This window comes from Enterococcus sp. 12C11_DIV0727 (genome assembly GCF_002148425.2).
Classification (GTDB): domain Bacteria; phylum Bacillota; class Bacilli; order Lactobacillales; family Enterococcaceae; genus Enterococcus_L; species Enterococcus_L lemimoniae.
The window spans coordinates 190,268-214,603 of sequence record NZ_CP147248.1; the positions used below are offsets into that span (position 1 = coordinate 190,268).

Consider the following 24,336-nt stretch of genomic DNA (forward strand, 5'->3'; position numbering starts at 1 on the left):
GAACATTTCCTGAAAATAAAGCAAAATCCTTTTACTTCCTATGTAGTAAACGCCAATATTGTGGTAAAATAGAAAAAGCAACTTTCTTCAGGAATTTGAGAGGAGATTAATAAGTATGAAAAAAATGTATAATGTTGCCGTGGTAGGCGCAACTGGTGCAGTAGGCACTAAAATGATCGAAATGTTGGAAGAAAGCTCATTACCATTGAATCAGGTGAAACTTTTAGCTTCAAAACGTTCAGCGGGAAAAGAAGTAACGTTTAAGGGCGAGACCCTTGTAATCGAAGAGTTAGTACCTGAATCATTTACGGGTGTGGATCTTGCTTTATTTAGTGCCGGTGGCAGTATTTCAAAACAGTATGCGCCAGAAGCTGTTAAACGGGGAGCAGTTGTTGTCGACAACACAAGTCATTACAGAATGGATCCGGAAGTTCCTTTAGTGGTACCAGAGGTTAATCCACAAGCGCTAAAGCGTCATAAAGGAATTATCGCTAATCCAAATTGCTCAACGATCCAGATGATGGTGGCGCTTGAACCAATTCGTCAAGCCTATGGATTGGATCGTTTGATTGTTTCAACTTACCAAGCTGTTAGTGGAGCAGGGATCAATGCAATGGAAGAGCTAAAATCACAAGCGTTAGCCTATATCGATGGAACACCAGCTGAACAGCTAAAGGCTGAGATATTACCTAGCGGTGGTGACAAGAAGCACTATCCGATCGCATTCAATGCGTTACCTCAGATCGATGTTTTTGCAGAGGCTGATTACACGTATGAAGAGTGGAAAATGATCAATGAAACGAAAAAAATCATGGAAGACGATAGTATTAAGGTCGTTGCGACATGCGTGCGGATTCCTGTTTTATCAGGTCATTCTGAATCAATCTATATTGAAGTCAAAGAAGCTGGCTCTGATGTGAGCAAAATCAAAGAATTGATTGCCAATGCGCCAGGGGCTGTTTTACAAGATGATCCAAGTCAACAGCTCTATCCACAAGCCTTAACAAGTATCGATCGTAAAGAAACCTTTGTAGGTCGAATTCGTCAAGATATTGATATCGATAAGGGCTATCATATGTGGGTCGTTTCAGATAACTTGTTAAAAGGTGCGGCTTGGAATTCAGTTCAAATTGCTGAGACTTTGCATGAGATGGATTTGGTTAGAGTGTAGAGGGTAACAGTTGGTATGTTGTTGCTTTGAAACATGTCAAGAAACACAACGAAGAGCTGAGTTGATGTTGAATGATACAAGGTGACTGGAAGGAACGTTGCTTCCTTCTGATGTTAAGTTGTTGAAAAGTACAAGGTGAAGCGAAGCGGAACGTTGTTACCATATCTAGCTACACGGGCTAGCTCTTCGGAAAAAAGATAAAATCTGCCTGTGGCAAAAAGCGCCACAAACATATTTTCCTATTTTTCTGTCAGAGCTGAACGAGCCCGCTACGCTTTTAATATTATCTAGCTTCAAGAGCTAGCTTTTCGGGAAAAAGATAAAATCTGCCTGTGACAGAAAGCGTCACAAACATATTTTCCTATTTTCCTGTCAGAGCTGAACGAGCCCGCTACGCTTTTAATATTATCTAGCTTCAAGAGCTAGCCTTTCGGGAAAAAGATAAAATCTGCCTGTGATAGAAAGCGTCACAAACATATTTTCCTATTTTCCTGTCAAGGCTGAGCGAGCTCTTTCAGCTTTTAATGTCATCTGGCTGCACAAATCAATCCTTAGGAAAATAGATAAATTGTCAGTGAAACAAAGAACGTTTCAATGCCAATTTCCTAATTTTCTACAGGATTAAGTGATTTGTTCCGCTTTTAAATTAGGAGGTAAGTAAGTATGAATTTAGAAAATGCAACGATAATTACAGCAATGGTCACCCCTTTTGATGAAAGTGGCGCAATTGATTTTGCTAAGCTGCCTCAATTAGTAGACCATTTGCTTGATCATCATACAGAAGGAATTATTTTAGCTGGTACGACCGGAGAGTCACCAACGTTAACGCATGATGAAGAGATTGAGTTATTCAATGAAGTGATTCGTTTGGTTGATGGACGAGTACCGATCATCTGTGGTGTGGGAACCAATGATACTCGGGATTCTGTTGAATTTGTGCAGGAAATCTCTGCGATTAGAGGAATCGATGCTGGTTTGGCGGTTGTTCCTTACTATAACAAACCGAATCAAGAAGGGTTGTATCAGCATTTTAAAGCGATTGCTGAAGCAAGTGATTTGCCAATCATATTGTATAACGTTCCAGGAAGAACAGTTGCAAGTCTTGATGTAGCGACAACTTTACGTTTAGCTGAATTGGATAATATCATTGCAATCAAAGAATGTTTTGGTTTAGATGCGTTAACTGAGTTGGTAGAAAAGGCGCCAAAAGACTTTTTAGTGTATACTGGAGAAGACTCCTTAGCTTTTTCAATAAAAGCAATAGGCGGACAAGGGGTAATTTCAGTAGCTAGCCATGTATTTGGTACTGAAATGTACGATATGTTCCAGGCGCTAGATCACGGAGAAATCAAAAAGGCTGCAAGCATTCAGCGTCAGTTACTACCTAAAATGAATGCCTTGTTCTCAGTACCATCTCCAGCACCTGTAAAAGCAGTGTTAAACCAAATGGGCATTTCCGTTGGCGATTTACGTTTACCTCTTGTACCATGTACTTCTGAAGAAAAGGCGAAAATTTTAAGCATACTGGATCTTTGATTCAGTATGAGAATATAGAGAGGTGAAATGAGTGAGTACAATAAAAATCGTTCCATTAGGCGGCGTTCGTGAAAATGGTAAAAATATGTACATCGCAGAAGTGGAAGATGAAATTTTTGTACTGGATTGTGGATTAAAATATCCAGAAAATGAGCTATTAGGGATTGATGTGGTAATTCCCGATTTTACGTATTTGGTGGAAAATATTGACCGTGTTGCAGGTATTTTCTTAACACATGGTCATGCCGATGCAATCGGAGCATTACCGTATCTTTTATCGAAAGTTCATGTACCAGTATTTGGTACGGCATTAACGATCGAGTTAGCAAAATTAAACGTAGGAGATCATGCAGATTCAAAAGATTTCAATGATTTCCACGTAGTCGATGCCCATACAGAAATCGACTTTGAACATGCTACGATCAGTTTTTTCCGCACAACACACACGATTCCGGATTCAATCGGAATCAATTTAAAGACCAAAGAAGGCAATATTGTTTATACAGGGGATTTCAAGTTTGATCAAAGTGCGATCCCAATGTATGAAACGGATTTTGGTCGTCTGGCAGAGATTGGCAGAGAAGGGGTTTTAGCATTACTAAGTGACTCATCTAATGCTGAAAATCCGGCTCAAGTAGTTTCTGAATTACAGATTGCAGACGAAGTTTTTGATACGATTCGTTACTGGGAAGGCCGCATTATTGTGGCTTGTGTAGCAAGCAATCTTCAACGTGTGCAACAAGTTTTAGATGCCGCACATCGTTCTAATCGTAAAATTGTTTTAACAGGTCAAGACTTCCAACGTATTATTAATACAGCAATCAAATTGGATAAACTAAAATTACCAAGTGAAGATTTGATTATTAATGTAAAAGATATGAAAAAATATCAAGCAGATCAGCTGGTGATTTTAGAAACTGGAACAATGGGTGAACCAATCAAGTCACTACAAAAAATGGCAAATGGAACACATCGTGTGATCAAAATCAAAGAAGGCGATTTGGTATACATTACAACAACGCCGACCACTGCGATGGAAACAGCTGTTGCTAAAACAGAAGACATCGTTTACCGCGCAGGTGGTGTAGTTAAACAGATTTCTGATAATATGCGTGTTTCAGGTCATGCAAGTCCCAATGACTTACAGCTGATGTTGAATTTGATGAAACCTAAATATTTTGTGCCGATTCAAGGTGAGTATCGTCAATTAGCTGCTCACGCTGATCTAGCCCATGAGCTAGGTATTCCATACAAAAACATTTTTATTACTGGACGAGGAGATATTCTTGAATACAGTAAACAAAAAATGAATGTTGCTGGGAGTACAACGGCTGATAATATCATGATCGATGGTATTGGTGTGGGGGATATAGGAAATATTGTCCTTCGTGATCGTAGAATCCTATCTGAAGATGGTATTTTTGTAGCAGTCGTTACGATCAATCGTCGTGAAAAACGCATTGTTTCACCTGCTAAAATCACTTCAAGAGGCTTTGTTTATGTTAAAACAAGCAAGGACTTGATGAAAGAAAGTAGTAGTATCGTGACAGAGATCGTTGAAAAACATCTTGAAAGTAGCGATTTTGAATGGAGCAAATTAAAACAAGATATCCGCGAGCAATTGAGCCGTTACTTGTTTGAACAAACAAAACGCCGCCCTGTGATCCTTCCAGTTATTATGGAAGCAACACAACGCAAAGGACGTAAAGCAGCAAATTAATCAATCGATCACTCAGTTAGCTATTATGACTGAGTGATTTATTTGTTTAAGCAGAAAGATGACTAATTTTTTACAGATACTGATTTTTTAGTTACAATGAAGTGATGAAGTTATCTAGCTTAGCAGACTAACTCTTTCAGCTTTTGCTTTGAAACACAGTGAAAGAAATGAACTGATGTTGAAAAGTACAAGCTGAAGTGAAGCGGAACGTTGTTACCATTGTAAAATAAGGAGGGAAGTTCATGGAGAAGAAACAAGAAACACGTTGGATCAAATTTCTTGGTGGTAAAAATTTATTATTCACGTTAGTTGCCTTGTTATTACTTGGTGCAGTGATTTTTATTTTTCATCAAGTTGGTTTTATTTTCGGGCCGATTGGTGTGATATTTAAAACGATTATTGGTCCAACGATTTTAGCATTGATTTTATATTATTTATTTAATCCAGTGGTCAATTGGCTAGAAAAACATAAAGTAAAACGTGTTTATGGCGTTTCGGCGATCTTTATTGTATTGATTACATTGATCGTCGTAGGAATCATTCTGGTCGTTCCGATTTTGCAAAAACAAGTTGATGGATTAGTCAAAAGTTTTCCGCAGTATATGAATGACCTAAACAAGATGGTCACGGATTTTTTCCATAACTCTGCATTAGAAAAACCGTTAGCCAATGCTTTAGATAGCATCCAAAAATGGTTTGACAATGTGTCTGATGGAATTGGTAGTTACTTTAGTAAGGCAGTGGAAGGGGCATCTACCGTATTTTCTACGTTAACAGGTTTTGCTTTAGTGATGGTGACCGCACCCATTATTACTTTTTTCCTATTAAAAGATGATCAAAAATTTTTCACCTTTGTTTTGAAGATTTTACCGCCCCGTTTTAGAAATGATGCCAAAGAAATCGGAGCAACCATGAGCAGTCAGGTTGGTGCTTATTTAAAAGGTCAGATTCTTGTTTCAATTTCGATTGGTATTTTAACGTTTATTGGTTTCTGGCTGATCAAGGTTCCGTATTCTGGAACGTTGTCGATCATTGTTGGTGTGACGGCTGTGATTCCCTATATTGGGCCAGTGATTGCCTTTATTCCGGCGGCAATCGTTGCTTTGATGGTTTCTTTCGGGATGTTTATCAAAATGACGATCGTTTGGATGATTGTTCAAATGTTGAACGGTCATTTGATTTCACCTCAAGTGATGGGGAAAAAGCTAGTTGTTCATCCATTAACGATTGTGATCGTATTGTTAGTGATGGGAGATTTATTAGGGATGTTCGGCCTTATTTTTGGTATTCCACTTTATGCGATCGCTAAAGTGTTGGTTACTTATATATTCCGTAAATTCAAGCAACGCTATAATCAATTTTATGGTGATAGCGGTGAATATGAAGATACTGAATTTTCAAAAGAAGAATATCTTGATGAATAGTTAAAAGAGCGCAAGTGAGTGGGAATCATTCAGCCAGTATATGCTGAACGGGTATCCACATGCTGGTGCTCTTTTTTTAAATCGTATCTTTTGTAATACTTTTTTTTAGGCGTTACAATTTAATCAACAGGAAAATAATATGTACATAAGGAGGGAAGTATATGAAACGATTACTGAAGACTATTTTTATGCTGATCATCGTGCTATTGTTTATTGGAACATTAGGGGTACTCAGTCAGCTGATCGACATTCCTTGGTTGACCGATCAAGTAGACTCGCTTTTATACAGCTATCCTTTGGGTAAGTCTCTTTTTGAAGGTATTTTACTCATTTTAGGGGGACTTTTGCTTCTTAGTCTGATCATTGTTTTTTCCGTATCAGGACGAAGAAAGCATTTAGTAGTGAAATCTGGTAAAGATCGAATCGACATTCCGAAAAGTACAGTAATCCAAATCGTAGAAGATACCTATAGTACGATTATTCACCCAGATAAAACGAAGTTGACTGTTAAAATCAAAGGCAAACAAAAAGTTGCTGTCAACGTCAGAGTCGATGTTAGAAGCAAAGAACGCTCTCGTCCGTTGGCAGAAGAAATCAAGGAACAATTACAACAATCATTGTCAGCTGCACTGGAATCGATTGATAGCCGAGTAACTGTTCAATTAAGAGAAAAAGATCCAATAGAAACAGGGGCATTTGGTAAAAAACAATCACGGGTGATTTAGGAGGGACAAGCCATGAATCAAGAGAAAAAAGATTATTGGATGAACGAACTGAGACCTTATCGTTTTCGGATAATTTGGACGACGGTATTTTTCTTACTCGCATTGATTTTGCTGTGGATTGGTTTTGGTAAGACACTTGTCTTGTTGATTTTTGCAGCAATCGGCTATATTATCGGAAAAATGCGGGATGAAGATTTAGATATTTATTCCTTGATAGATTCAGTCAGGTCTATGATCGGAATTTAAAAATAAGGTTAAGGAGTGAACGCAAATGACAGAAGCAGTACAAAATAATTCAAGTGCTTTAAAAACAAAGTTGACATTTGATGATGTAGTCATCAAAAAAATCGTAGGTGTGGTAATATCTGATAGCGATGGTATTTTGGGCTTGAGCGGTAATCTTTTTACTGATTTTGCTGATCGTTTTAGAGACAATGAAGATGTGACTAAAGGGATCGGTGTTGAAGTCGGTACCAAACAAGTGGCTGTCGACGTATCCGTGATCTGTAAATATGATGTAGCGATCTCAGAAGTTTTTGATGTTACTGTTGAAAAAGTCAAAGAAGCGATCAAACATATGACGGGCTTAGAGCTAGTAGAATTTAACATGAATGTCGATGACGTTATGACAAAAGAGCAATATTTGGAAAAATATCGTGGTAAAGATAGTGAAGAAAATAAGAAAGACAACTAGTCGATTTTTTTAATTTGTGCATTCTAATGAGACAACAACAAAATCAATGAGGTTGGGACGGAAATCTTTGAAATGTAGTTAGTGATTTTTTTGTTTCCACTGTTTATTCGGATTCTACGTAATAGGGCCATAACTCTATGAGTTATGGCCCTATTACGTGGACTTTTTAAATAGAGACATTTTCTACATGGAGTAAAAAACGTTTGATATCAAGCCTAGCTTGTTCAGAACTACCTGAATAGCCAGTCAATTTTCCGTTTTTGCCGATTACTCGATGACAAGGAACGATGATCGGAATCGGATTTTTACTATTTGCCTGACCAATTGCTCGAACAGCTTTTGGCGAATCAACAGCTTGAGCAATATCTAAATAGCTACGGGTCTCACCATAAGGAATTTGATAAAGAGCTTTCCAAACATTTCTCTGAAATTTAGTGCCGCCGTGAATGGATAAAGGGACAGTAAAACAAGTGCGTTGACCAGCAAAATATTCTTTCAGCTCTTTAGCAGCGTGTTCTGTAAATTGATTGGTTTGATGCTGTTTTAGTTCAGAAAAAGAGATAGTAGTTAGACCTTCATGGTCGGCATCTAACCAAATAGAGCCAAAAGGAACATTAAGTTTCATTATTTTCTCCTTTATTGTGTGGTTACTTTATTATACTTCATCTGGAAGTGTGGTACTATATTTTTATATATAGAATTTGGGGGCGATAGAATGGAAGAAATCGTCATCTTTCACACGAATGATTTACATTCACACTTAGAAAATTGGCCTAAAATCAGAAGATATTTACGCTCTCAAAAAGCACAATATGAGCTGGCAGGTAAAACAGTTTTGACTGTGGATTTAGGCGATTTTGTCGATCGTTGGCATCCGTTGACAGAAGCTACTGATGGTCAAGCAAATGTAGAATTGATGAATGAGATCGGTTATGATGCCGCTACAATCGGCAATAATGAAGGCGTAGGGAATTCTAAAGAGCAGCTGAATCATTTATATGATCATCGGCATTTTGATGTATTATTAGGAAACTTGTTCGATTTAAAAACCGGTCAAGCACCTGACTGGGCAAGCCCTTATAAAATTATAGAAACTAAGTGTCATACAAAGATTGGTTTGATTGCATTAACAGCGCCATTTCCTTTAACCTATAGACCAAATGGCTGGGATATCCGATCTACGAAAGAGACCTTACCAGCATTGATCAGAGACGTTCAGCCCCAATGTGACGTGCTTGTTTTAATGAGTCATTTGGGGATTGACGAAGATATTAAAATCGCCAATCAATTTCCCGAAGTCAATGTATTACTAGGGTCACATACGCATCATTTATTTAAACATGGGGAAAAAATCAATCGTACACAACTTTCTGCTGCTGGTAAATTTGGCTATTATATTGGAGAGGTTCATTTAAGCATTGAAAATGGTAGGATTATTCATAGTGAAGCCAAAGCAATCCCGACTAGTGATTTCCCACTAGCATCAGAAGACCAACGAGAAGGTGATGACTACTTGGCTTTAGGACATCAACTGTTGAAAGCACAAAAAATTGCTGAAATAAAACAACCATTGCTGGTTGATTTGAATGCTGAACAACCGTTGATTGTAACGACCTTAAAAGCAATAAAAGAAAAAGGCCAGACAGAAGCTGCAATTTTAAACAATGGCCTATTTTTATCTGATATTCCAAAAGGAATCGTGGATGCAGACCAACTTCATGAAAGTCTGCCTCATCCAATGCATTTGATTCGGGTGACTTTATCTGGGACAGAATTGCTTCGAATGATCCGAGAGATGGAAAAAAATCGCAATTATCTAAGAATGTTTCCGATTACTGGAATGGGTTTTCGCGGTAAAGTTTTTGGAGAGCTTTACTATGATGGCATAACGTATGAGTTGCAAAAGCAACAAGTGCTGTGGCAAAATCGACCAATCGAGCCGCTAGGTGAATACACTTTCACAACAGTCGATCACTTCATGTTTATTCCGTTTTTCCCAACGATCGAGCTTGCGGGCAAGGTGGAGTTTATTTTCCCAGAATTCCTCAGAACGGTTTTAGGGAACTACTTGAACACGCACTACCCAATCCAATAAAAACAAGGTATAATAAACTTTAGGCGGTGAAAAAATGACAGAAAAAGTAAATAAACCATACAAATCAGCGAAACCAGCTAAACATAAAGAAGAACCAACAGCAACGTTAACAGAAGAAATCACAGCTGTTCTTGAAGAGATAAAAGAAGAACCAGTCAAAGAAAAGAAAAAAGGTGAAGTTGTCACACTGGTAGACGAAGTTCATGTAACAATCGGTGAACGCCAATACCTTTTGGTGAAAAATCATCGTGAAGCTTTTGACGGCGAGCGTTTGGGCGAGCGTTTTAGTGATGTTCTTTCCAGATATGATTATATTGTCGGTGATTGGGGATATGACCAGCTTCGCTTAAAAGGTTTCTTTAATGAGTCAAATCGGAAGGCTGCACCTGAGCAAAGAATCGATACATTAGAAGATTATTTATATGAATATTGTAATTTTGGTTGTGCTTATTTTGTGATTGAACGAGTAGGTGGCAAACGAGAAAAACAACAAACTCGCCGTAAGAAACCAAATAAAAAGCCAATCCACCAAAATCAAGCTCATACTGAAGAAAAACGAGTTCCAGTTAACAATAAAACCAAACCGGTGATAAAAAACCGTAAAGAAAATGAACCCCAAAAAGCAGTTATTGGTAAGCCAAAAAGTGAGGCTGCTAAAGGTCGCTCATTTACTATTCGCCAACGTGAGGAGTAATCATTTGTGGAAAAACATTACCAAGGGTATTTAATTGATTTAGATGGTACGATTTATCTAGGAAAAGAAGTAATTCCAGCAGGTAAACGCTTTGTTGAGTGTCTACAGGAATTAGCGTTACCATTTCTTTTTGTGACCAACAATACGACTAAAACACCAGAAGCGGTTTCCGAGCGATTAGCGCAAGAGTTTGATATTCATGTTTCAGCTAAAACAGTCTATACTGCTAGTCTTGCAACGATCGACTATATGAAAGAGCAAGGAAAAGGCAACCGTGTTTACGTGATTGGGGAATCTGGATTAGTCGATTTGATATTATCGGCTGGTTTTGTTTGGGATGAAGAGACACCAGATTATGTGGTAGTTGGTTTGGATACCGATATTAATTATGAAAAATTTGCAACGGCGGCCTTGTGTATCAGAAATGGTGCGACGTTTATCGGTACAAATCCTGATAAAAGCATTCCAACTGAGCGTGGCTTATTACCTGGTGCCGGCTCATTTATTTCATTAGTTCAAACAGCAACACAAACGGATCCAATCATGATTGGAAAACCAAATGCAATTATTATGAATGAAGCCTTGAAAGTGATGCAACTAGACAAAGAACAGGTAGTAATGGTTGGTGATAACTATGAAACGGATATTCAATCGGGCCTTCAAAATGGGATTGATAGTTTATTAGTTTTATCCGGCTTTACAGCAAAATCAGCAGTTCCTAGTTTACCTGAACAGCCAACCTATGTTGTCGATTCGCTAGATGAATGGATTTTTTGAGATGAAAAGGAAAGAGCAAAGCTGGGTTTGGCGTGAGCGCGCTGGAATTGTCTGTTTGATTTTGACGATCATCTCTTTGAGTATTACGTTAACCATTAATTTTCGACCATTGTATATGATCGATATCGACGTACTAAATATTTTAGATTATGTTTCACTTGATAAAGCAGACTTGTTAAAAAATTATGGGGAATTAATGTCCTATCTAAACAATCCATTCAATCACACACTGCAATTATCAGATTTTCCTGTATCAAAAAGTGGTGCCTTTCATTTTTATGAAGTCAAAAGACTTTTTTTACTCTGTTATGGCGTACTGATTGTTACGATAATTCCCAGTGGCTTCTTTATTAAGCGTTTGATCAAGGATAAACGAGTGTGGCGCTTGATTCGTCCATTTCAATGGGGAATGATCATTCCTGTGATTTTTGGAACGATCATGGCCTTTGGTTTTGATCAATTTTTTGTGGCCTTTCATGGTGTGTTTTTCAATAATGATGATTGGTTATTTGATCCTGTGACGGATCCAATCATCAATGTATTGCCAGAAACATTTTTTATGCATTGCTTTATTCTCTTTTTTGTTTTACTAGAATTATGTTTCTTGATTGGTATCCTTTTTGGGAAACGAGAATTAAAAAAAATATAATTACTGGATTAAGTTGCTAGAAGTAGACTGTAAAGTTTGCTTCTAGCTTTTTTATGTAGGTAGCTTTGTAATATTCTTTTACTGCATAATAAAGTGAAAAATTAAATTATTGACATTTTAAGCAGGTGCCTTTATAATATGGAACAGGTACCTGATTTATATTTTTTTAATGGAGGAATCGATTATGGAAGAACAATCATTGATGGAACAGTTTCTAAGGTTACAAGGGATGATGCAAAGATATTTTATGAAACGTCGTAGAGAACATGGACCTTTTGGAAATCCTCATCGAGGACAAGGCAGAGTTTTAAGCTTGCTAAAACTCAAACCTGAAACAACCCAAAAAGAATTGTCTTATTTGTTGGATATGCGTCCTCAATCGTTAGGTGAATTGCTAGCTAAATTAGAAAAAAATGGGTACATTAGCCGAGAACCACTTGAAAGCGATCGCCGTGTAATGGTGATTCGTTTAACTGAGGCTGGTATGGCAGCAGCTGATAATAACGATCAAGAAGAAGCGACGATCTTTGATGTATTGACTGAGTCAGAACAAGAATCGTTTAAAATCATCATAAGTAAACTACTTGATGCCTTGGAATCTGAGATACCAGAAGAAGAACGTGGTTTTAAAGGACACCATATGCACGGTCGCGGTAGACATGGTGGTCCACGACACGGTTTTAATAATGGAAAAATGGGACGTGACTTTGATCCACGGGAGATGTTTGGTGGACCTGGTTTTCCTAAAAATGGAAAATTTGGGTTTGACCCATCAAAAGAAGCAACTGATGAGGAAGATGATGGGTTTAGTGATTTTTAATAAATAGCGATAAAAATCAGCATAAGCTAGGACAGAAGTGTTTACTTCTAAGCGTTGAGAATGGCACTTGTGATCCAGCTAGATGTTTGTAATTCGGATGTGAGACAAAAGTGATTGATCCTTTTGTCTCACATTTTTTAATTTTTTATCTAGTTTCGATAACTAGATTGAATGTTTTTGAAAAAAATGTTAAACTGTTTTAGTAAGTAGAAGGAGGGGTCTTGTGAATGAAATAAAATCCTCTTTACGAGTTTGGGGAGAAGAGTTAGTAGACGTCCACTTGCCAAGATGGCATGAACTACCTGAATTAGAACTATATATGGATCAAGTCATCACACTTGTAGAGCGATACTTATCTCCAGTTATTTTAAAAGAAAAACATACATTGTTGACTTCATCAATGGTCAATAATTATGTCAAGCTGGGCTTGATTCCAGCGCCTAATAAAAAACGCTATAATCAAAAACACTTAGCATTTTTAATTGCAATCACGTTATTAAAACAAGTACTGACAATCCCAGAAATCAAGCAGGGCATCCTTTATCAAGGTGCAGCTGTTGGAATCCGAGAAGCGTATAATTTATTTTGTGAAGAACAAGAAGCAGCGATTGCTGTTGTGGTTGCACAAGCTTTAGGGAATGAATCTGTGGCAGCATTTGATCAGCAGATACCTGTAGAATTTTTGATTGTAAAAGGTGCAACATTGTCATTTGCAACGAAGTTATTCACTGAAAAGGTAATTGAGTTAGCTCAAAAAAACTTAAAAGAAGATGAGGAACAATCGAATGAATAAAGAAAAAATTGCTCTATTAGTAGACTCAGGAACAGATGTACCACAAGAATTAGTGGAACAATATGGCATGTATATGATTCCGTTACAAATTATCTATAAAGATCGTATTTATACGGATAAGGTAGATATTACACCAGAAGAAGTATACGAACGTTTACCGATTGAAATTCCAAGCACTTCTTTACCAGATGGCGAAACGATTACTAAGATTTTTGAAAAAATTAAAGCAGATGGTTATGAAAATTTACTGGCTGTTACGATTTCTAGTGGATTGAGTGGAACATTTAACGTGGTACGTTTGATTGCAGAAGATTTTGAGGGGTTAGATACCTTTGTTTTAGATACAAAAAATATTGGGATCGGTAGTGGCCTCCAGGCAATCGAAGCAGCAAAATTGATTGAAGCAGGTCATTCATGGGATGAGCTTAAAACGAAATTAACAAATGACGTAAAAAAAGCCAAAGTCTTTTTTAATGTAGCAACATTAGAATATTTACAAAAAGGTGGACGAATTGGATTAGTGGCTTCAATTTTAGGAAATGCGTTAAAACTAAATCCAATCATCTCGTGTAATAGTGACGGTGTCTATCACACTGTAGCGAAAGCGCGTGGTAGAAAGAAGAGTCTAGATAAAACCTTTGAATTAATCAAGGCGTTTATTGGAGAGCATCAGAAGTTTGTATTGGCGGTAGCGCAAGGACAAGCTGTAGAAGAAGCGGAAGCTTTTTATGAAAAGTTGAAAGCAAACTTCCCTCAGGCAGAAAAAATTTATTTTGGAACGATTAGTCCTGCCTTAGTCGTTCATACTGGACCAGGACTATTAGGAATCGGTATCCAGCTTTTAGATTAAAAAATCAATACCAACAAAGGAGTGTTTAATAAATGCTTTTTGTTGGTAGTTTTTTTATTTACCTCTTATCATTATGTTCATCAATCAAATTGAAATATTACTCATTAAACTTTCTCTCAATTTTAGTTGAAATTATCACGAAAATTTTCATGAATGTGATAATCTGTTTAGAATAAAGTGAAGGGAGGGAAATCTATGAAAAAGCAATTGCAGAATGTCTTGGAACATTTATCTTAGTTTTCTTTGGTACAGCAACCGCAGTTTTAGGTGGCGGGATTGAGGGGATCGGTACGACGGGGATTGCTTTAGCTTTCGGTTTGACGATCATTGCAGCAGCTTACAGCATTGGTACAATTTCAGGTGCGCATTTGAATCCAGCAGTTTCATTAGGAATGTGGGTCAATAAACGAATTTCAACAATGGACTTACTTTATTATATCGTGGGACAAATCGTTGGTGGTTTGATCGCGTCATTTGCTTTGTTAACAGTTTTAAACGCTTCTGGCAAAGAGACAACAAACTTAGGCCAAAATGCTTTTGGTGACTTAAGTGCTTTTGGTGCTTTAATGGTAGAAATTATTTTAACCTTTATTTTTGTTTTAGTTATCATGACTGTAACGAGTGCTAAAAAAGGCAATGCGAACCTTGCAGGCATTGTCATTGGTTTGACGTTAACAATGATTCACTTAGTTGGTATTCCACTAACTGGTACATCTGTTAACCCAGCCAGAAGTTTAGCACCAGCGATTTTTGTTGGCGGTGAAGCATTATCTCAAGTTTGGGTATTTATTGTAGCTCCGCTAATTGGTGGTCTACTTGCAGCTTTAGTCGGCAAATACTTACTTGATACTGAAGACTAAAGTAGTCTAAAAACACTTGCCTGATAAAAAAATTGTCAGGTAAGTGTTTTTTTAGCTTTTACATATTTTTCATGCCTGTTTGGTAATGATCGAATAAAGGGTCAGATAAAGTGAAGGTAAAGGTATCTCTATCAACATGACCAACTACTTTGGGACTAAGATAAAGTTCAATCAGAAATTGAGCCATCTCTTTTGCGGTATGGAAGGTTGAAAAAGCTTCAGTGTAGTCATAAGACTGCGAACCATTTGCTATTTGTGCGAATTCAGTTTCTGTCGCTGCTGGTGCTAAGACTTTCACTTTCAAAGGAGCGCCTTTTGCTTGTAACTCTAAAGCAAGTCCTTCGGTAAAAGCACTGACATAAAATTTAGTTGCGCAATAAGTGACAGCATTCGGAACATTTTTATACCCGCCAGCAGATGAAAGATTAATCAATTGGGTATTTTCTACATTTTCGTAGTCTGTAACATATAGCGTAGAAAGTAACGTCAATGCTTCAACGTTCAGCTGTAACATTTGGCCTACTTTATCTAAATCTTGCTTTGCTACGGTATGATAATAACCTAAGCCGGCATTATTGATCCAAGTCTCGATAACATACTTTTTTAAATCAGCATATAAGGTCAGAACAGATTCTCTTTGTGATAAATCTGCTACTTTGACTATGACCTCTAAATCAGGAAATTCTGATACAATTGCTTGTTTTAATTGATCAAGCCGCTCTTTTCTTCGAGCAATCAAAATCAAATTCTTGCCTAGTTTGCTAAACGCTTTTGCCGCTTCCAAACCTATTCCAGAACTAGCTCCTGTGATCACTGTATACTTCATAAATTTTTCCTCCTAATAATTTATTTTGGTGGTACAATCAAAGTATAAGGATTAGAGTAGGCTCTATAGCAAGCATAAACTAAATAAGGAGTGAAAAAATGTATACAATCAGTGAATTTTCAAAAAAAATTGGCATAAGTGAATATACATTAAGGTATTATGAAAAGGAAGGACTGATCGAACCATCTAGAGATCAGCATAATTATCGGATGTATGGTGATCAAGATATTGAGTGGGCAAGTTTTGTGATAAAATTAAAAAATACAGGAATTGAGTTAAGAGAAATCAAAAAATACACTGAGTTAAGAAAAATCGGTGATTCAACGATTTCTGAGCGAAAAGAATTACTATTAAACCATCGAGTAAAAATTCTAGCTGAATTTGAAAAAACAAAAAGTCACCTACAATTATTAGATGATAAACTTGCCTTATATGATCAAATGGAAAAAGAGTATACTAACTAACCCCAATGTGCACAACACGTCTAGTGAAAGCATCATTGGGGCTTTTCATTTAAAAAAAGGTGATTTTTTGCTGTTTCGTATCAACTGTAGCGTTATCTCCAATTGGAATTGTAAAAATCGGTTGTGTATGACCAAAATTCATATCGTAAATTACAGGTATTTCTCGTAATAGCGGATACTTTGCCAAAATGGTCAAAAGACGTTCTTCCGTCATTTCAGTTTCTTGAGGAAAACGGCCAATGAGTAGCGCTTGCGGATGTTTGACAACTTGAAGTAAAGCGGCTAAACCACGAGCAAAATCATGATAGTCATCTTCCTCAGCACTTTCGATAAATAAAATTGAACGTTCAAGTTCAGGCAAGAAGCGTGTTCCAAAAAGTAATTGGAACGTACCAAGATTACCACCATAGCAAGTCCCAGTGACAGGCTTTGAGTGACTATAAATTTTCCATTCATTGGCATGTAAGACCCGTTGTGGTTCAGCTAGATACCATTCGTCTTGACTCCAGGTTTTAGAAGCGGATAATTCAAAGGCATCTTCTGTAGCCGTTGCCTGTAAAAAAGCTAACGTCTGATAAGGCTGAAGTTCCTCCATTTGAAAACTGGAAAAATGAGGGCCTACATAAGTCAACAGCTTGGTTTTAGTAGTAATCGCATTACATAAGGCTGTGATGTCGCTATACCCACAAAAAACTTTTGGATGACGTTTGATTAATTCAAAATCCAAATACGGCAGTAATTCATTACTATTGAATCCGCCGATCGCTGTAAGTATTCCTTTGACGTTATCATCTGAAAATGCTTCATGGAGGTCTTTTACCCGACTCATGATCGAAGATGAACCAAGAGAGTCTCGTTCGGTTGTGTGTTCAGAAAAGGTTACCGTAAAGCCCAAGGCATTTAATTTTTCCGTGGCTGCTTGAATACCAAAGTCAGTTAAATGTGAAAAACTGCTAGATGGAGCAATGACTCGAATCTCATCGCCAGCTTGTAATCGTGGTGGTTTCATTTTATCGCTTCCTTTAAACATCTTATACTCAATTATAGTCAGAAACTCAGTGTTTTTGCAAGATATAGATGAGAAAGAGCAAGGTCTCTTTATGTCAAAGATGAAACAGTGGACAAAATAAGGTATAATGGGAGAGAATATGATTAACGAATCTAATGATGAAAGAAAAAAGAGGTGTCTCTTATATGAAAAAAATATTAGTTGTAGATGATGAAAAGCCGATTTCAGAAATAGTGAAATACAATCTTACAAAAGAAGGATACGAAGTTTTTACAGCGTATGATGGTGAAGAAGCTGTTGAGAAGGTTAAGGAAGTGGAACCAGATTTAATCATTCTTGATTTGATGCTACCGAAAATGGACGGTTTGGAAGTTGCTAGAGAAGTGCGTAAGACCTATGATATGCCCATTATTATGGTGACTGCTAAAGATTCTGAAATCGATAAAGTGTTAGGATTAGAGCTAGGTGCGGATGACTACGTAACAAAACCATTTTCAAATCGTGAACTAGTAGCCCGTGTGAAAGCTAATTTACGTCGTGGCGCATCTAGTGCTAAAGAAGCAGAATCAACGACACAATCAGAATTAACGATTGGCGATTTAACGATCCATCCAGATGCTTATATGGTCTCAAAACGTGGTGGTAAAATTGAACTGACACATCGTGAGTTTGAATTACTTTATTATTTAGCGAAACATATCGGACAAGTGATGACCCGAGAACATTTATTGCAAACTGTTTGGGGCTATGATTATTTTGGAGACGTTCGTACCGTAGATGTGACTGTTCGTCGTTTGAGAGAAAAGATCGAAGACAGCCCAAGCCACCCAACTTACTTAGTAACACGTCGTGGGGTTGGGTATTATCTACGAAACCCTGAACAGGAGTAATGATATATGAAGAAAAAAGTTCACTTTTTTCAATCGGTAAACTTTAAGATTGCGCTATCGTTTATTTTACTGTTATTGATTGCGATTCAAATTATCGGTGGTTATTTTATTCGAGAGTTAGAGTCAACAACAATCAGAGACTATAAGAAGAATGTTGACTCTCAAGTGACCCAATTAACAAGTACTTTGAGTGCTAAGTTAGGTGAAAAAGATCGTGATCGAACAGAAATCGATGCGAATCTGAAAAAAATATTGAGTGATTTCTCTGCCTCTGATACGATCGAAGCTCGTGTTGTTGATGACAAAGGAATCGTCAGAGCAACCAGTGATCTGAATCAGCAAGGAATCGTTGGAAAGAAAAATGATTACCGTGACTTGAATGATTTCAGTGCAAAAAAATATTCCGCAATGGATAATGATAAACGTGTATATATCAATGTTCAGCCTATCCAATCCCCGACTGGCGATACAGTCCTCGGGGTTCTTTATGTTAAAAGTAATACCGAAGGAAAATATAAGGAAATCACAGATACTGCCCGAATCTTTTTTACAGCTTCCGTTATTGCGGGAGCAATTTCAATCATTGTTACACTATTGATTGCACGATCAATCACTCAACCAATCGGTGAAATGAGGGAGCAAGCTTTGCGGATTGCTAAGGGTGACTATACGGGGAAAGTCAAAGTCTATGGAAAAGATGAATTGGGACAATTGGCTGAAACCTTCAATCAACTTTCCGAGCGAATCGAAGAAGCGCAAGAAACGATGGAAGCAGAGCGGAATCGTTTAGATAGTGTGTTAGCCCATATGACGGATGGGGTTATCGCAACAGATAGACGAGGAAAAGTCATTACGATCAATGAAATGGCACTTTCTTTACTAAATGTAAAAGACGAAGATGTTATTGGTTCTTCTTTGCTAGAACTATTAGATATAGAAACAGACTACACTTTGCGAAAATTATTGGAAGAACCAGAAGAGATCTTGATCGATCGTTCGTTATCTTCAATGGAAGAAGATCAAATGATCATTCGAGTCGATTTTGCGATGATCCGTAGAGAGTCTGGTTTTATTACTGGATTGGTTTGTGTGCTGCATGATGTAACAGAACAAGAGAAAAACGAACGTGAACGCCGAGAGTTTGTGTCTAACGTTTCTCATGAACTACGAACGCCGTTGACAAGTATGCGCAGCTATATTGAAGCATTGAGTGAAGGGGCATGGGAAAATCCTGAGATTGCGCCTAATTTCTTAAAAGTGACATTGGAAGAAACGGACCGTATGATCCGAATGATTAATGATCTACTGAATTTATCACGAATGGATTCTGGCAATGGTGAGTTGCAGCTAGAGTATGTAAATTTCAATGAGCTGATCAATTTTGTTTTAGACCGTTTTGATATGATGGTAGAAGCAAACGAGAAAAATTACACGATTCATCGTGAATTTACCAAACGTGACCTGTGGGTTGAATTAGATACAGATAAAATAATCCAAGTTTTGGATAATATCTTAAATAATGCTATCAAATATTCGCCAGATGGAGGCGCAATTACGTGTCGCTTACTTGAAACCCATAACAATGTTGTGTTTAGCGTAACGGATCAAGGACTAGGTATCCCCAAAAAAGATGTCCATAAAGTCTTTGAACGTTTTTATCGTGTGGATAAAGCGCGTGCCAGAGAACAGGGTGGAACTGGTCTTGGTCTGGCTATTTCAAGAGAAGTAGTCAAAGCACATAATGGTGCGATTTGGGTTGAAAGTCAGGAAGGTCAAGGATCTACCTTTTATATATCCTTACCTTATGAACCTTATGAGGAGGATTGGTGGGAATGAAAATAGCAGAAAAAATTGTGAGGATCGGTTTAATTTTTTTAGTATTGCTCAGTTTGTATCTTTCATTCACCATTTGGGTCAGCTCTTCGAAAAAAGAAGCACCAGATAAAAATGACTCACAAGTTGCTACAACCGTAATTAATGAACGAATAGATACTGATGTATTTTTACCCTTACGTTTGGTTCGTATGCAAAATGGAAAATCAGAAATGAATAATAGTGAAAATTTAATTACCAACATTCAAAATGAAATCAAACATAGTTCTTTTGGAAAGCTAACCCAAACGGTCAGTGGGGATTCAGATCAATTTGAAAGTTATTTATCAATGGATCAGGGCTTTGAACTGCTTTATGAAGGAGCTTTTTTGTTAAACGAATATATTTCGGTCTATAATTTAGACCTTAAATTGACGGATATCGGAGTGGATGAAATTTACTTTACTTGCATTCAAGTGGACTTAACTCAAAATAAGATTCGCTTCCTAGATTTTAATCGTAAAGACGTTTATGAAGCACCGATCACTATTAATAGTGAGAAGGTTCAAAATTTGATGAATAAAGTCGGGGTACAATATAACCCGATTTCAGAACAGCAAGTAGTTTCTGGCAAACATTATTATTTGTCAGAAGACTTAAAGATGAAAAAATACAGTTATATTTTGGCTTCCCAACCTGTTACTAAGTTTCGCAATGCTTTTTTCTCTAATGCTGAAGATATCCAGACAAATGAAGATAGTCAAGACTTATCTTATACAAGCGGCAGTGAACGTTTGACAGCAGATGAAAAACTCGGCACGATTCATTTTAACGGAGATATCGAAGCCCGAACGGCGCAGGATAATATTTATTCTGACAGTTTCAAGTATATCAAAAAACTTGGAACAAATATGGGGAATATTCGTTATTTTGATCGGACTAATGCGGAGATCAGTTATCGAACATTTGTAGAAGGTTTTCCAGTTTTCAGTGAAAATGACAAAGGACAGGTTCGCATTACGATCGGTAACGATCAAGCAGAAAAATCAAGTGTCGTTATCGAAACAAGTGTGGATACGATCCAAGTGCCGATTCCTTCAGAAGAAGAAGTGGATTTAAAGGGTACTGAAAATTTATTAGAACAACTAACTGTCAACGGCGCCGATCAGTCAAAAATCAGTTCGATGGTGATTGGATATACTTGGCATAAAATCGAAGAAGTAACCCAAGTGGTTGATCTGACTCCAGAATGGTATATTCGCTACGAAGATAAGTGGTATCCAGAACGAGAATTACTGGAATATCTAGCGAAGTTGGAGGTGGAATAATGGACTTCAAACGAATCGAATGGATTTTTTTCTTAGCTTTCTTGGGGTTGAATATGTTTCTTTTTGGTATCTATCAAGAAGGGTTAAAGGAAGAAAACAATGTTTCTTTCTCTGATCAAACGGATAGCATCGAAAAGCGACTTGGTAAAGATGGTATTACCTATAAAGGTACACTTTCAGGAGAGAAAAAGGAAGGCTATTATCTAAGTGGAGAACAAACCAATTTCTACGATGAAATTCAAAAAGAACGTGATACAAGAGATCGTAATTTTTTTAAAAACGGGATCGAACTGTTGGATAATTCATTGACTGTTTATCCTCAGATGAATTATGCTCAGACGAGTTACTTTATTGATGAAAAAAATGTCGAAAAATCATTAGAAGCGTTTTTGAATGATAAGGACAGTGTTTTATTTGGAAACCAGTATCGCTATTTGTCTGATTTCTCTAATTTAGATGGAGAATTCCCAGAGATAGTTGTTTCTCAAAGTTATAAGAATATTCCATTTAAAGATGACACTGCTCAGATTTCATTAAAATTAGAAAAATCAGATGAATCGGACAACATCCACAAAATTTACAAATATACTCAAACCCATATTCAAGGGATCGAGGAATTACGTGATAAGACTGATTTATCCTCTGAACGTGATGCTATTGAAACGCTGTATATCAATAACAAGATTCCAAGTAATGCTAAGATCACGTTTATGAAGTTAGCTTACACGAGAATTTATAAAATTCGTGAGAAAAATGTTTATGTACCAGTCTGGTTCATCGGAATCAAAGCTAGCGGTAGTAATTTGCAGATCGAACAAGTAAATGCTATGAGCAATACGATCATCACGAATAATATAGTCCCAAAGGTGGAAAATCAGTAAGGATGGTTGTATAATAGGTAGCTGTAGACTAATGAAGGGAAGCGAATAGAAAAATGAGTCAAGAAAAAGCATTTAACATCAGCATTCTTGCCAGCGGCAGTACCGGTAATTCCCTTTTTATTGAAACAGAGAATAAGAAGCTACTTATAGATGCAGGACTAAGTGGGAAAAAAATCACTTCCTTATTGGCAGAAGTGGATCGTAAACCAGAAGACTTAGATGCTATTTTAGTGACGCATGAGCATCGGGATCATATTCATGGTGTTGGTGTACTGGCTAGAAAATATAAATTAGATGTTTATGCAAATGAAAAAACATGGGCAGCCATGGATCCATTGATCGGTAATGTGGCACTTGAGCAAAAACATATCTTTGATATGGGGAAAGTATTAACATTTGGCGACATGGATATTGAAAGTTTTGGTGTTTCTCATGATGCAGCTGCGCCACAGTTTTATCGTTTCTATAAAGATAATCGTTCATTTGTAATGTTGACGGATACGGGTTACTGTAGTGATCATATTCGTGGGACGATCAAAGATGCTGATGCTTATTTGATCGAAAGCAATCATGAATTAGAAATCTTACGGATGGGTCCTTATCCTTGGAGTTTAAAACAACGAATACTTGGTGATAAAGGTCATTTATCAAATGATGATGGCGCCTTAACAATGTCTGAAGTGATCGGAGACCAAACGAAACGAATTTATTTAGGCCATTTAAGTAAAGAAAACAATACGAAAGAACATGCTAGAATGGCAATGGAGTCGATTTTAGCTGAAAAGGGTCTAGGTGTGAATTTTGATTTTAATGTTTATGATACTGATCCTGAGTCAGCTTCAGAAATGTTTGCAATCTGATACACGGTAGGGAAGACAAAATCGCTTTTTGATTTTGTTTTCCCTTTTCTATTATTTAGTAAAGTTATTATAGATGTTTTAATAAACTCGATCTTGGCTTGTTTTTTTTAAATGGCTGCAGTATAGTTAACTATATTTTTGAATGTGAAAAATCCATTATGAAAGATGCAGTGGTGGCTGTTTTTCAGACAAGGCTGAACGAGCTCGCTTCGCTTTTGCTTTGAAACACAGTGAATAAAATGAACTGATGTTGAAAAGTACAAGGTGAAACGAAGTGGAACGTTGTTACCATATATTATCTAGCTACACGAGCTAGCCTTTCGGAAAAAAGATAAAAATAGAATGTGACAAAAAGCGTCACAGTCAATTTTTCCTATTTTTCTGTCAAGGCTGGATGAGCTCGCTTCGCTTTTATGATTATCTAGCTGCGTGGGCTAGTATCTCGGAAAAAAGATAAAATCTGTGTGTGGCAAGGAACGCCACAACATATTTTCCTATTTTTCAGTCGAGACTGAATGAGCCCACTACGCTTTTATTGTTAGGAGGAATTTGATGTTTCAGTTTTTACCTCATTCAGTTTTACAAATGGGTACTATTTTTTTGTCGATCGTGATCGAAGCTTTACCGTTTGTGATGTTAGGTTGTGTCATATCGGGCACTTTATATGTATTTTTAACGCCAGACAGAGTTAAAAAGTTATTACCTAAAAATAAATTTTTATCGATCATTGTTGGGAGTCTACTGGGGTTCTTTTTTCCTTCTTGTGAGTGTGGTATTGTACCAATCGTTCATCAGTTTGTGAAAAAAGATGTGCCGACTTATACAGCTTTTGCGTTTATGATCACAGCACCGATCATTAATCCAATTGTGCTTTTTTCAACCTATATCGCCTTTGGGAATTCCTTTAAATTTGTGATTTGGCGGGTTCTTGGTAGTATGCTGGTAGCATTAGTTGTTGGTGTTTGGTTGGCTTATATCAATAAGGAACCGATTCTACAACAAACAGAAATTGCGGCTTGTAGGATAGAAGAAACAGAGCATCATCATGAAACAGAAGGTTTTTGGCATAAGTGTTGGTCGGTGTTGACACACGGAATAGATGAATTTTTTGATACAGGGCGTTATTTGATTTTTGGTTCTCTGTTAGCGGCAGCTATGCAGACTTATTTACCAACCGGTGCGATTTTACAGTTAGGCCATACTAAGCTTTTAGCGATTCTGGTTATGCTTGTGTTAGCAGCTACGTTGTCATTGTGTTCAGAAGCAGATGCGTTTATTGGTTCTTCTCTATTAAGTTTATTTGGAAATGGTCCAGTTGTCGGGTTCTTGGTTTTTGGTCCAATGGTGGATATCAAAAATCTGTTGATGATGAAACGCTATTTTAAAACGTCGTTTATGTTAAAATTTGTTGGGATCGTAACAGTCGTAGTCAGTCTGTATGCACTAGCGATTTGAGGA

Annotated in this window: 25 protein-coding genes; 22 read left to right on the top strand and 3 right to left on the bottom strand. The window is 37.2% G+C overall.

Going from position 1 to position 24,336, the window contains the following annotated elements; all coding sequences use genetic code 11:
• The first annotated feature begins 115 nt into the window (after positions 1–115).
• The 7 genes from A5866_RS00930 to A5866_RS00960 all read left to right on the top strand — a co-directional run bounded on the left by A5866_RS00930 (position 116) and on the right by A5866_RS00960 (position 7,270).
• Positions 116–1,171: an aspartate-semialdehyde dehydrogenase gene (locus A5866_RS00930; protein WP_086444633.1), complete on the top strand. Its 1,056-nt coding sequence runs from the start codon at positions 116–118 to the stop codon at positions 1,169–1,171.
• A 663-nt stretch (positions 1,172–1,834) separates the two neighbouring features.
• Complete coding sequence (gene dapA / locus A5866_RS00935; RefSeq protein WP_086281635.1) at positions 1,835–2,707, top strand: 4-hydroxy-tetrahydrodipicolinate synthase; 873 nt, start codon at positions 1,835–1,837, stop codon at positions 2,705–2,707.
• 31 nt (positions 2,708–2,738) lie between these two features.
• Positions 2,739–4,427 carry a ribonuclease J gene (locus A5866_RS00940; protein ID WP_086281632.1) on the top strand — a complete coding sequence of 563 codons (1,689 nt, stop codon included), beginning with the start codon at positions 2,739–2,741 and terminating at the stop codon, positions 4,425–4,427.
• Between the two features lie 242 nt (positions 4,428–4,669).
• Positions 4,670–5,851, top strand: coding sequence for an AI-2E family transporter (locus tag A5866_RS00945; protein WP_086281630.1), 1,182 nt, complete (start codon positions 4,670–4,672; stop codon positions 5,849–5,851).
• 161 nt (positions 5,852–6,012) lie between these two features.
• Complete coding sequence (gene amaP, locus A5866_RS00950) at positions 6,013–6,576, top strand: alkaline shock response membrane anchor protein AmaP (protein WP_086281628.1); 564 nt, start codon at positions 6,013–6,015, stop codon at positions 6,574–6,576.
• Positions 6,577–6,588: 12 nt separating this feature from the next.
• Entirely contained in the window at positions 6,589–6,822 is a 234-nt protein-coding gene (locus A5866_RS00955; protein WP_086281626.1) for a DUF2273 domain-containing protein, read from the top strand.
• Positions 6,823–6,847: 25 nt separating this feature from the next.
• Positions 6,848–7,270 carry an Asp23/Gls24 family envelope stress response protein gene (locus A5866_RS00960; protein WP_086444632.1) on the top strand — a complete coding sequence of 141 codons (423 nt, stop codon included), beginning with the start codon at positions 6,848–6,850 and terminating at the stop codon, positions 7,268–7,270.
• 166 nt (positions 7,271–7,436) lie between these two features.
• On the opposite strand, the gene A5866_RS00965 is transcribed toward A5866_RS00960, so the two are convergent.
• Complete coding sequence (locus A5866_RS00965) at positions 7,437–7,895, bottom strand: methylated-DNA--[protein]-cysteine S-methyltransferase (protein WP_086444631.1); 459 nt, start codon at positions 7,893–7,895, stop codon at positions 7,437–7,439.
• 90 nt (positions 7,896–7,985) lie between these two features.
• Between A5866_RS00965 and A5866_RS00970 the strand changes: the two genes are divergently transcribed.
• The 8 genes from A5866_RS00970 (at position 7,986) to A5866_RS01005 (ending at position 14,808) form a co-directional block, all read left to right on the top strand.
• Positions 7,986–9,365: a bifunctional metallophosphatase/5'-nucleotidase gene (locus A5866_RS00970; protein ID WP_086444630.1), complete on the top strand. Its 1,380-nt coding sequence runs from the start codon at positions 7,986–7,988 to the stop codon at positions 9,363–9,365.
• A gap of 34 nt (positions 9,366–9,399) precedes the next feature.
• The gene (locus A5866_RS00975) at positions 9,400–10,059 is read left to right on the top strand and encodes a YutD family protein (RefSeq protein WP_086444629.1); all 660 of its coding nucleotides are present in this window, start codon (positions 9,400–9,402) and stop codon (positions 10,057–10,059) included.
• 6 nt (positions 10,060–10,065) lie between these two features.
• Entirely contained in the window at positions 10,066–10,836 is a 771-nt protein-coding gene (locus A5866_RS00980; protein WP_086444628.1) for a TIGR01457 family HAD-type hydrolase, read from the top strand.
• A 1-nt stretch (position 10,837) separates the two neighbouring features.
• Positions 10,838–11,485: a TIGR01906 family membrane protein gene (locus A5866_RS00985; RefSeq protein ID WP_086444627.1), complete on the top strand. Its 648-nt coding sequence runs from the start codon at positions 10,838–10,840 to the stop codon at positions 11,483–11,485.
• 184 nt (positions 11,486–11,669) lie between these two features.
• A complete protein-coding gene (locus A5866_RS00990) occupies positions 11,670–12,305 on the top strand; it encodes a MarR family winged helix-turn-helix transcriptional regulator (protein ID WP_086444626.1) in 636 nt (211 codons plus the stop codon).
• A 223-nt stretch (positions 12,306–12,528) separates the two neighbouring features.
• A complete protein-coding gene (locus tag A5866_RS00995) occupies positions 12,529–13,098 on the top strand; it encodes a DUF1836 domain-containing protein (RefSeq protein WP_086444625.1) in 570 nt (189 codons plus the stop codon).
• Positions 13,091–13,948 (top strand): DegV family protein, encoded by an 858-nt coding sequence (locus A5866_RS01000; protein ID WP_086444624.1) that lies wholly within the window; start codon positions 13,091–13,093, stop codon positions 13,946–13,948. Before A5866_RS00995 ends, A5866_RS01000 begins: the two co-directional genes overlap by 8 nt.
• Positions 13,949–14,139: 191 nt before the next feature.
• Positions 14,140–14,808, top strand: coding sequence for an MIP/aquaporin family protein (locus tag A5866_RS01005; protein ID WP_086444623.1), 669 nt, complete (start codon positions 14,140–14,142; stop codon positions 14,806–14,808).
• A 58-nt stretch (positions 14,809–14,866) separates the two neighbouring features.
• Here the strand turns inward: A5866_RS01005 and A5866_RS01010 are convergent, their stop codons facing one another.
• Positions 14,867–15,634: an SDR family NAD(P)-dependent oxidoreductase gene (locus tag A5866_RS01010; protein WP_086444622.1), complete on the bottom strand. Its 768-nt coding sequence runs from the start codon at positions 15,632–15,634 to the stop codon at positions 14,867–14,869.
• Between the two features lie 98 nt (positions 15,635–15,732).
• Here A5866_RS01010 and A5866_RS01015 point away from each other — a divergent pair, with 98 nt between their 5' ends.
• Complete coding sequence (locus A5866_RS01015) at positions 15,733–16,098, top strand: MerR family transcriptional regulator (protein ID WP_086444621.1); 366 nt, start codon at positions 15,733–15,735, stop codon at positions 16,096–16,098.
• A gap of 49 nt (positions 16,099–16,147) precedes the next feature.
• On the opposite strand, the gene A5866_RS01020 is transcribed toward A5866_RS01015, so the two are convergent.
• Positions 16,148–17,107 carry a S66 family peptidase gene (locus tag A5866_RS01020; protein WP_086444620.1) on the bottom strand — a complete coding sequence of 320 codons (960 nt, stop codon included), beginning with the start codon at positions 17,105–17,107 and terminating at the stop codon, positions 16,148–16,150.
• Positions 17,108–17,292: 185 nt separating this feature from the next.
• Here A5866_RS01020 and yycF point away from each other — a divergent pair, with 185 nt between their 5' ends.
• The 6 genes from yycF (at position 17,293) to A5866_RS01050 (ending at position 24,333) form a co-directional block, all read left to right on the top strand.
• Positions 17,293–17,997: a response regulator YycF gene (gene yycF / locus A5866_RS01025; RefSeq protein WP_086281602.1), complete on the top strand. Its 705-nt coding sequence runs from the start codon at positions 17,293–17,295 to the stop codon at positions 17,995–17,997.
• A 6-nt stretch (positions 17,998–18,003) separates the two neighbouring features.
• Entirely contained in the window at positions 18,004–19,833 is a 1,830-nt protein-coding gene (walK, locus tag A5866_RS01030; protein ID WP_086281600.1) for a cell wall metabolism sensor histidine kinase WalK, read from the top strand.
• Complete coding sequence (locus tag A5866_RS01035) at positions 19,830–21,137, top strand: YycH family regulatory protein (protein WP_086444619.1); 1,308 nt, start codon at positions 19,830–19,832, stop codon at positions 21,135–21,137. The genes walK and A5866_RS01035 overlap by 4 nt, the downstream gene beginning before the upstream one ends.
• On the top strand, positions 21,137–22,018 hold the full coding sequence (locus A5866_RS01040) for a two-component system regulatory protein YycI (protein ID WP_086281598.1): 882 nt from the start codon (positions 21,137–21,139) through the stop codon (positions 22,016–22,018). Before A5866_RS01035 ends, A5866_RS01040 begins: the two co-directional genes overlap by 1 nt.
• Before the next feature lie 53 nt (positions 22,019–22,071).
• Positions 22,072–22,878: an MBL fold metallo-hydrolase gene (locus A5866_RS01045; RefSeq protein WP_086444618.1), complete on the top strand. Its 807-nt coding sequence runs from the start codon at positions 22,072–22,074 to the stop codon at positions 22,876–22,878.
• Between the two features lie 552 nt (positions 22,879–23,430).
• Positions 23,431–24,333 carry a permease gene (locus tag A5866_RS01050; protein WP_086444617.1) on the top strand — a complete coding sequence of 301 codons (903 nt, stop codon included), beginning with the start codon at positions 23,431–23,433 and terminating at the stop codon, positions 24,331–24,333.
• Positions 24,334–24,336 lie beyond the last annotated feature (3 nt).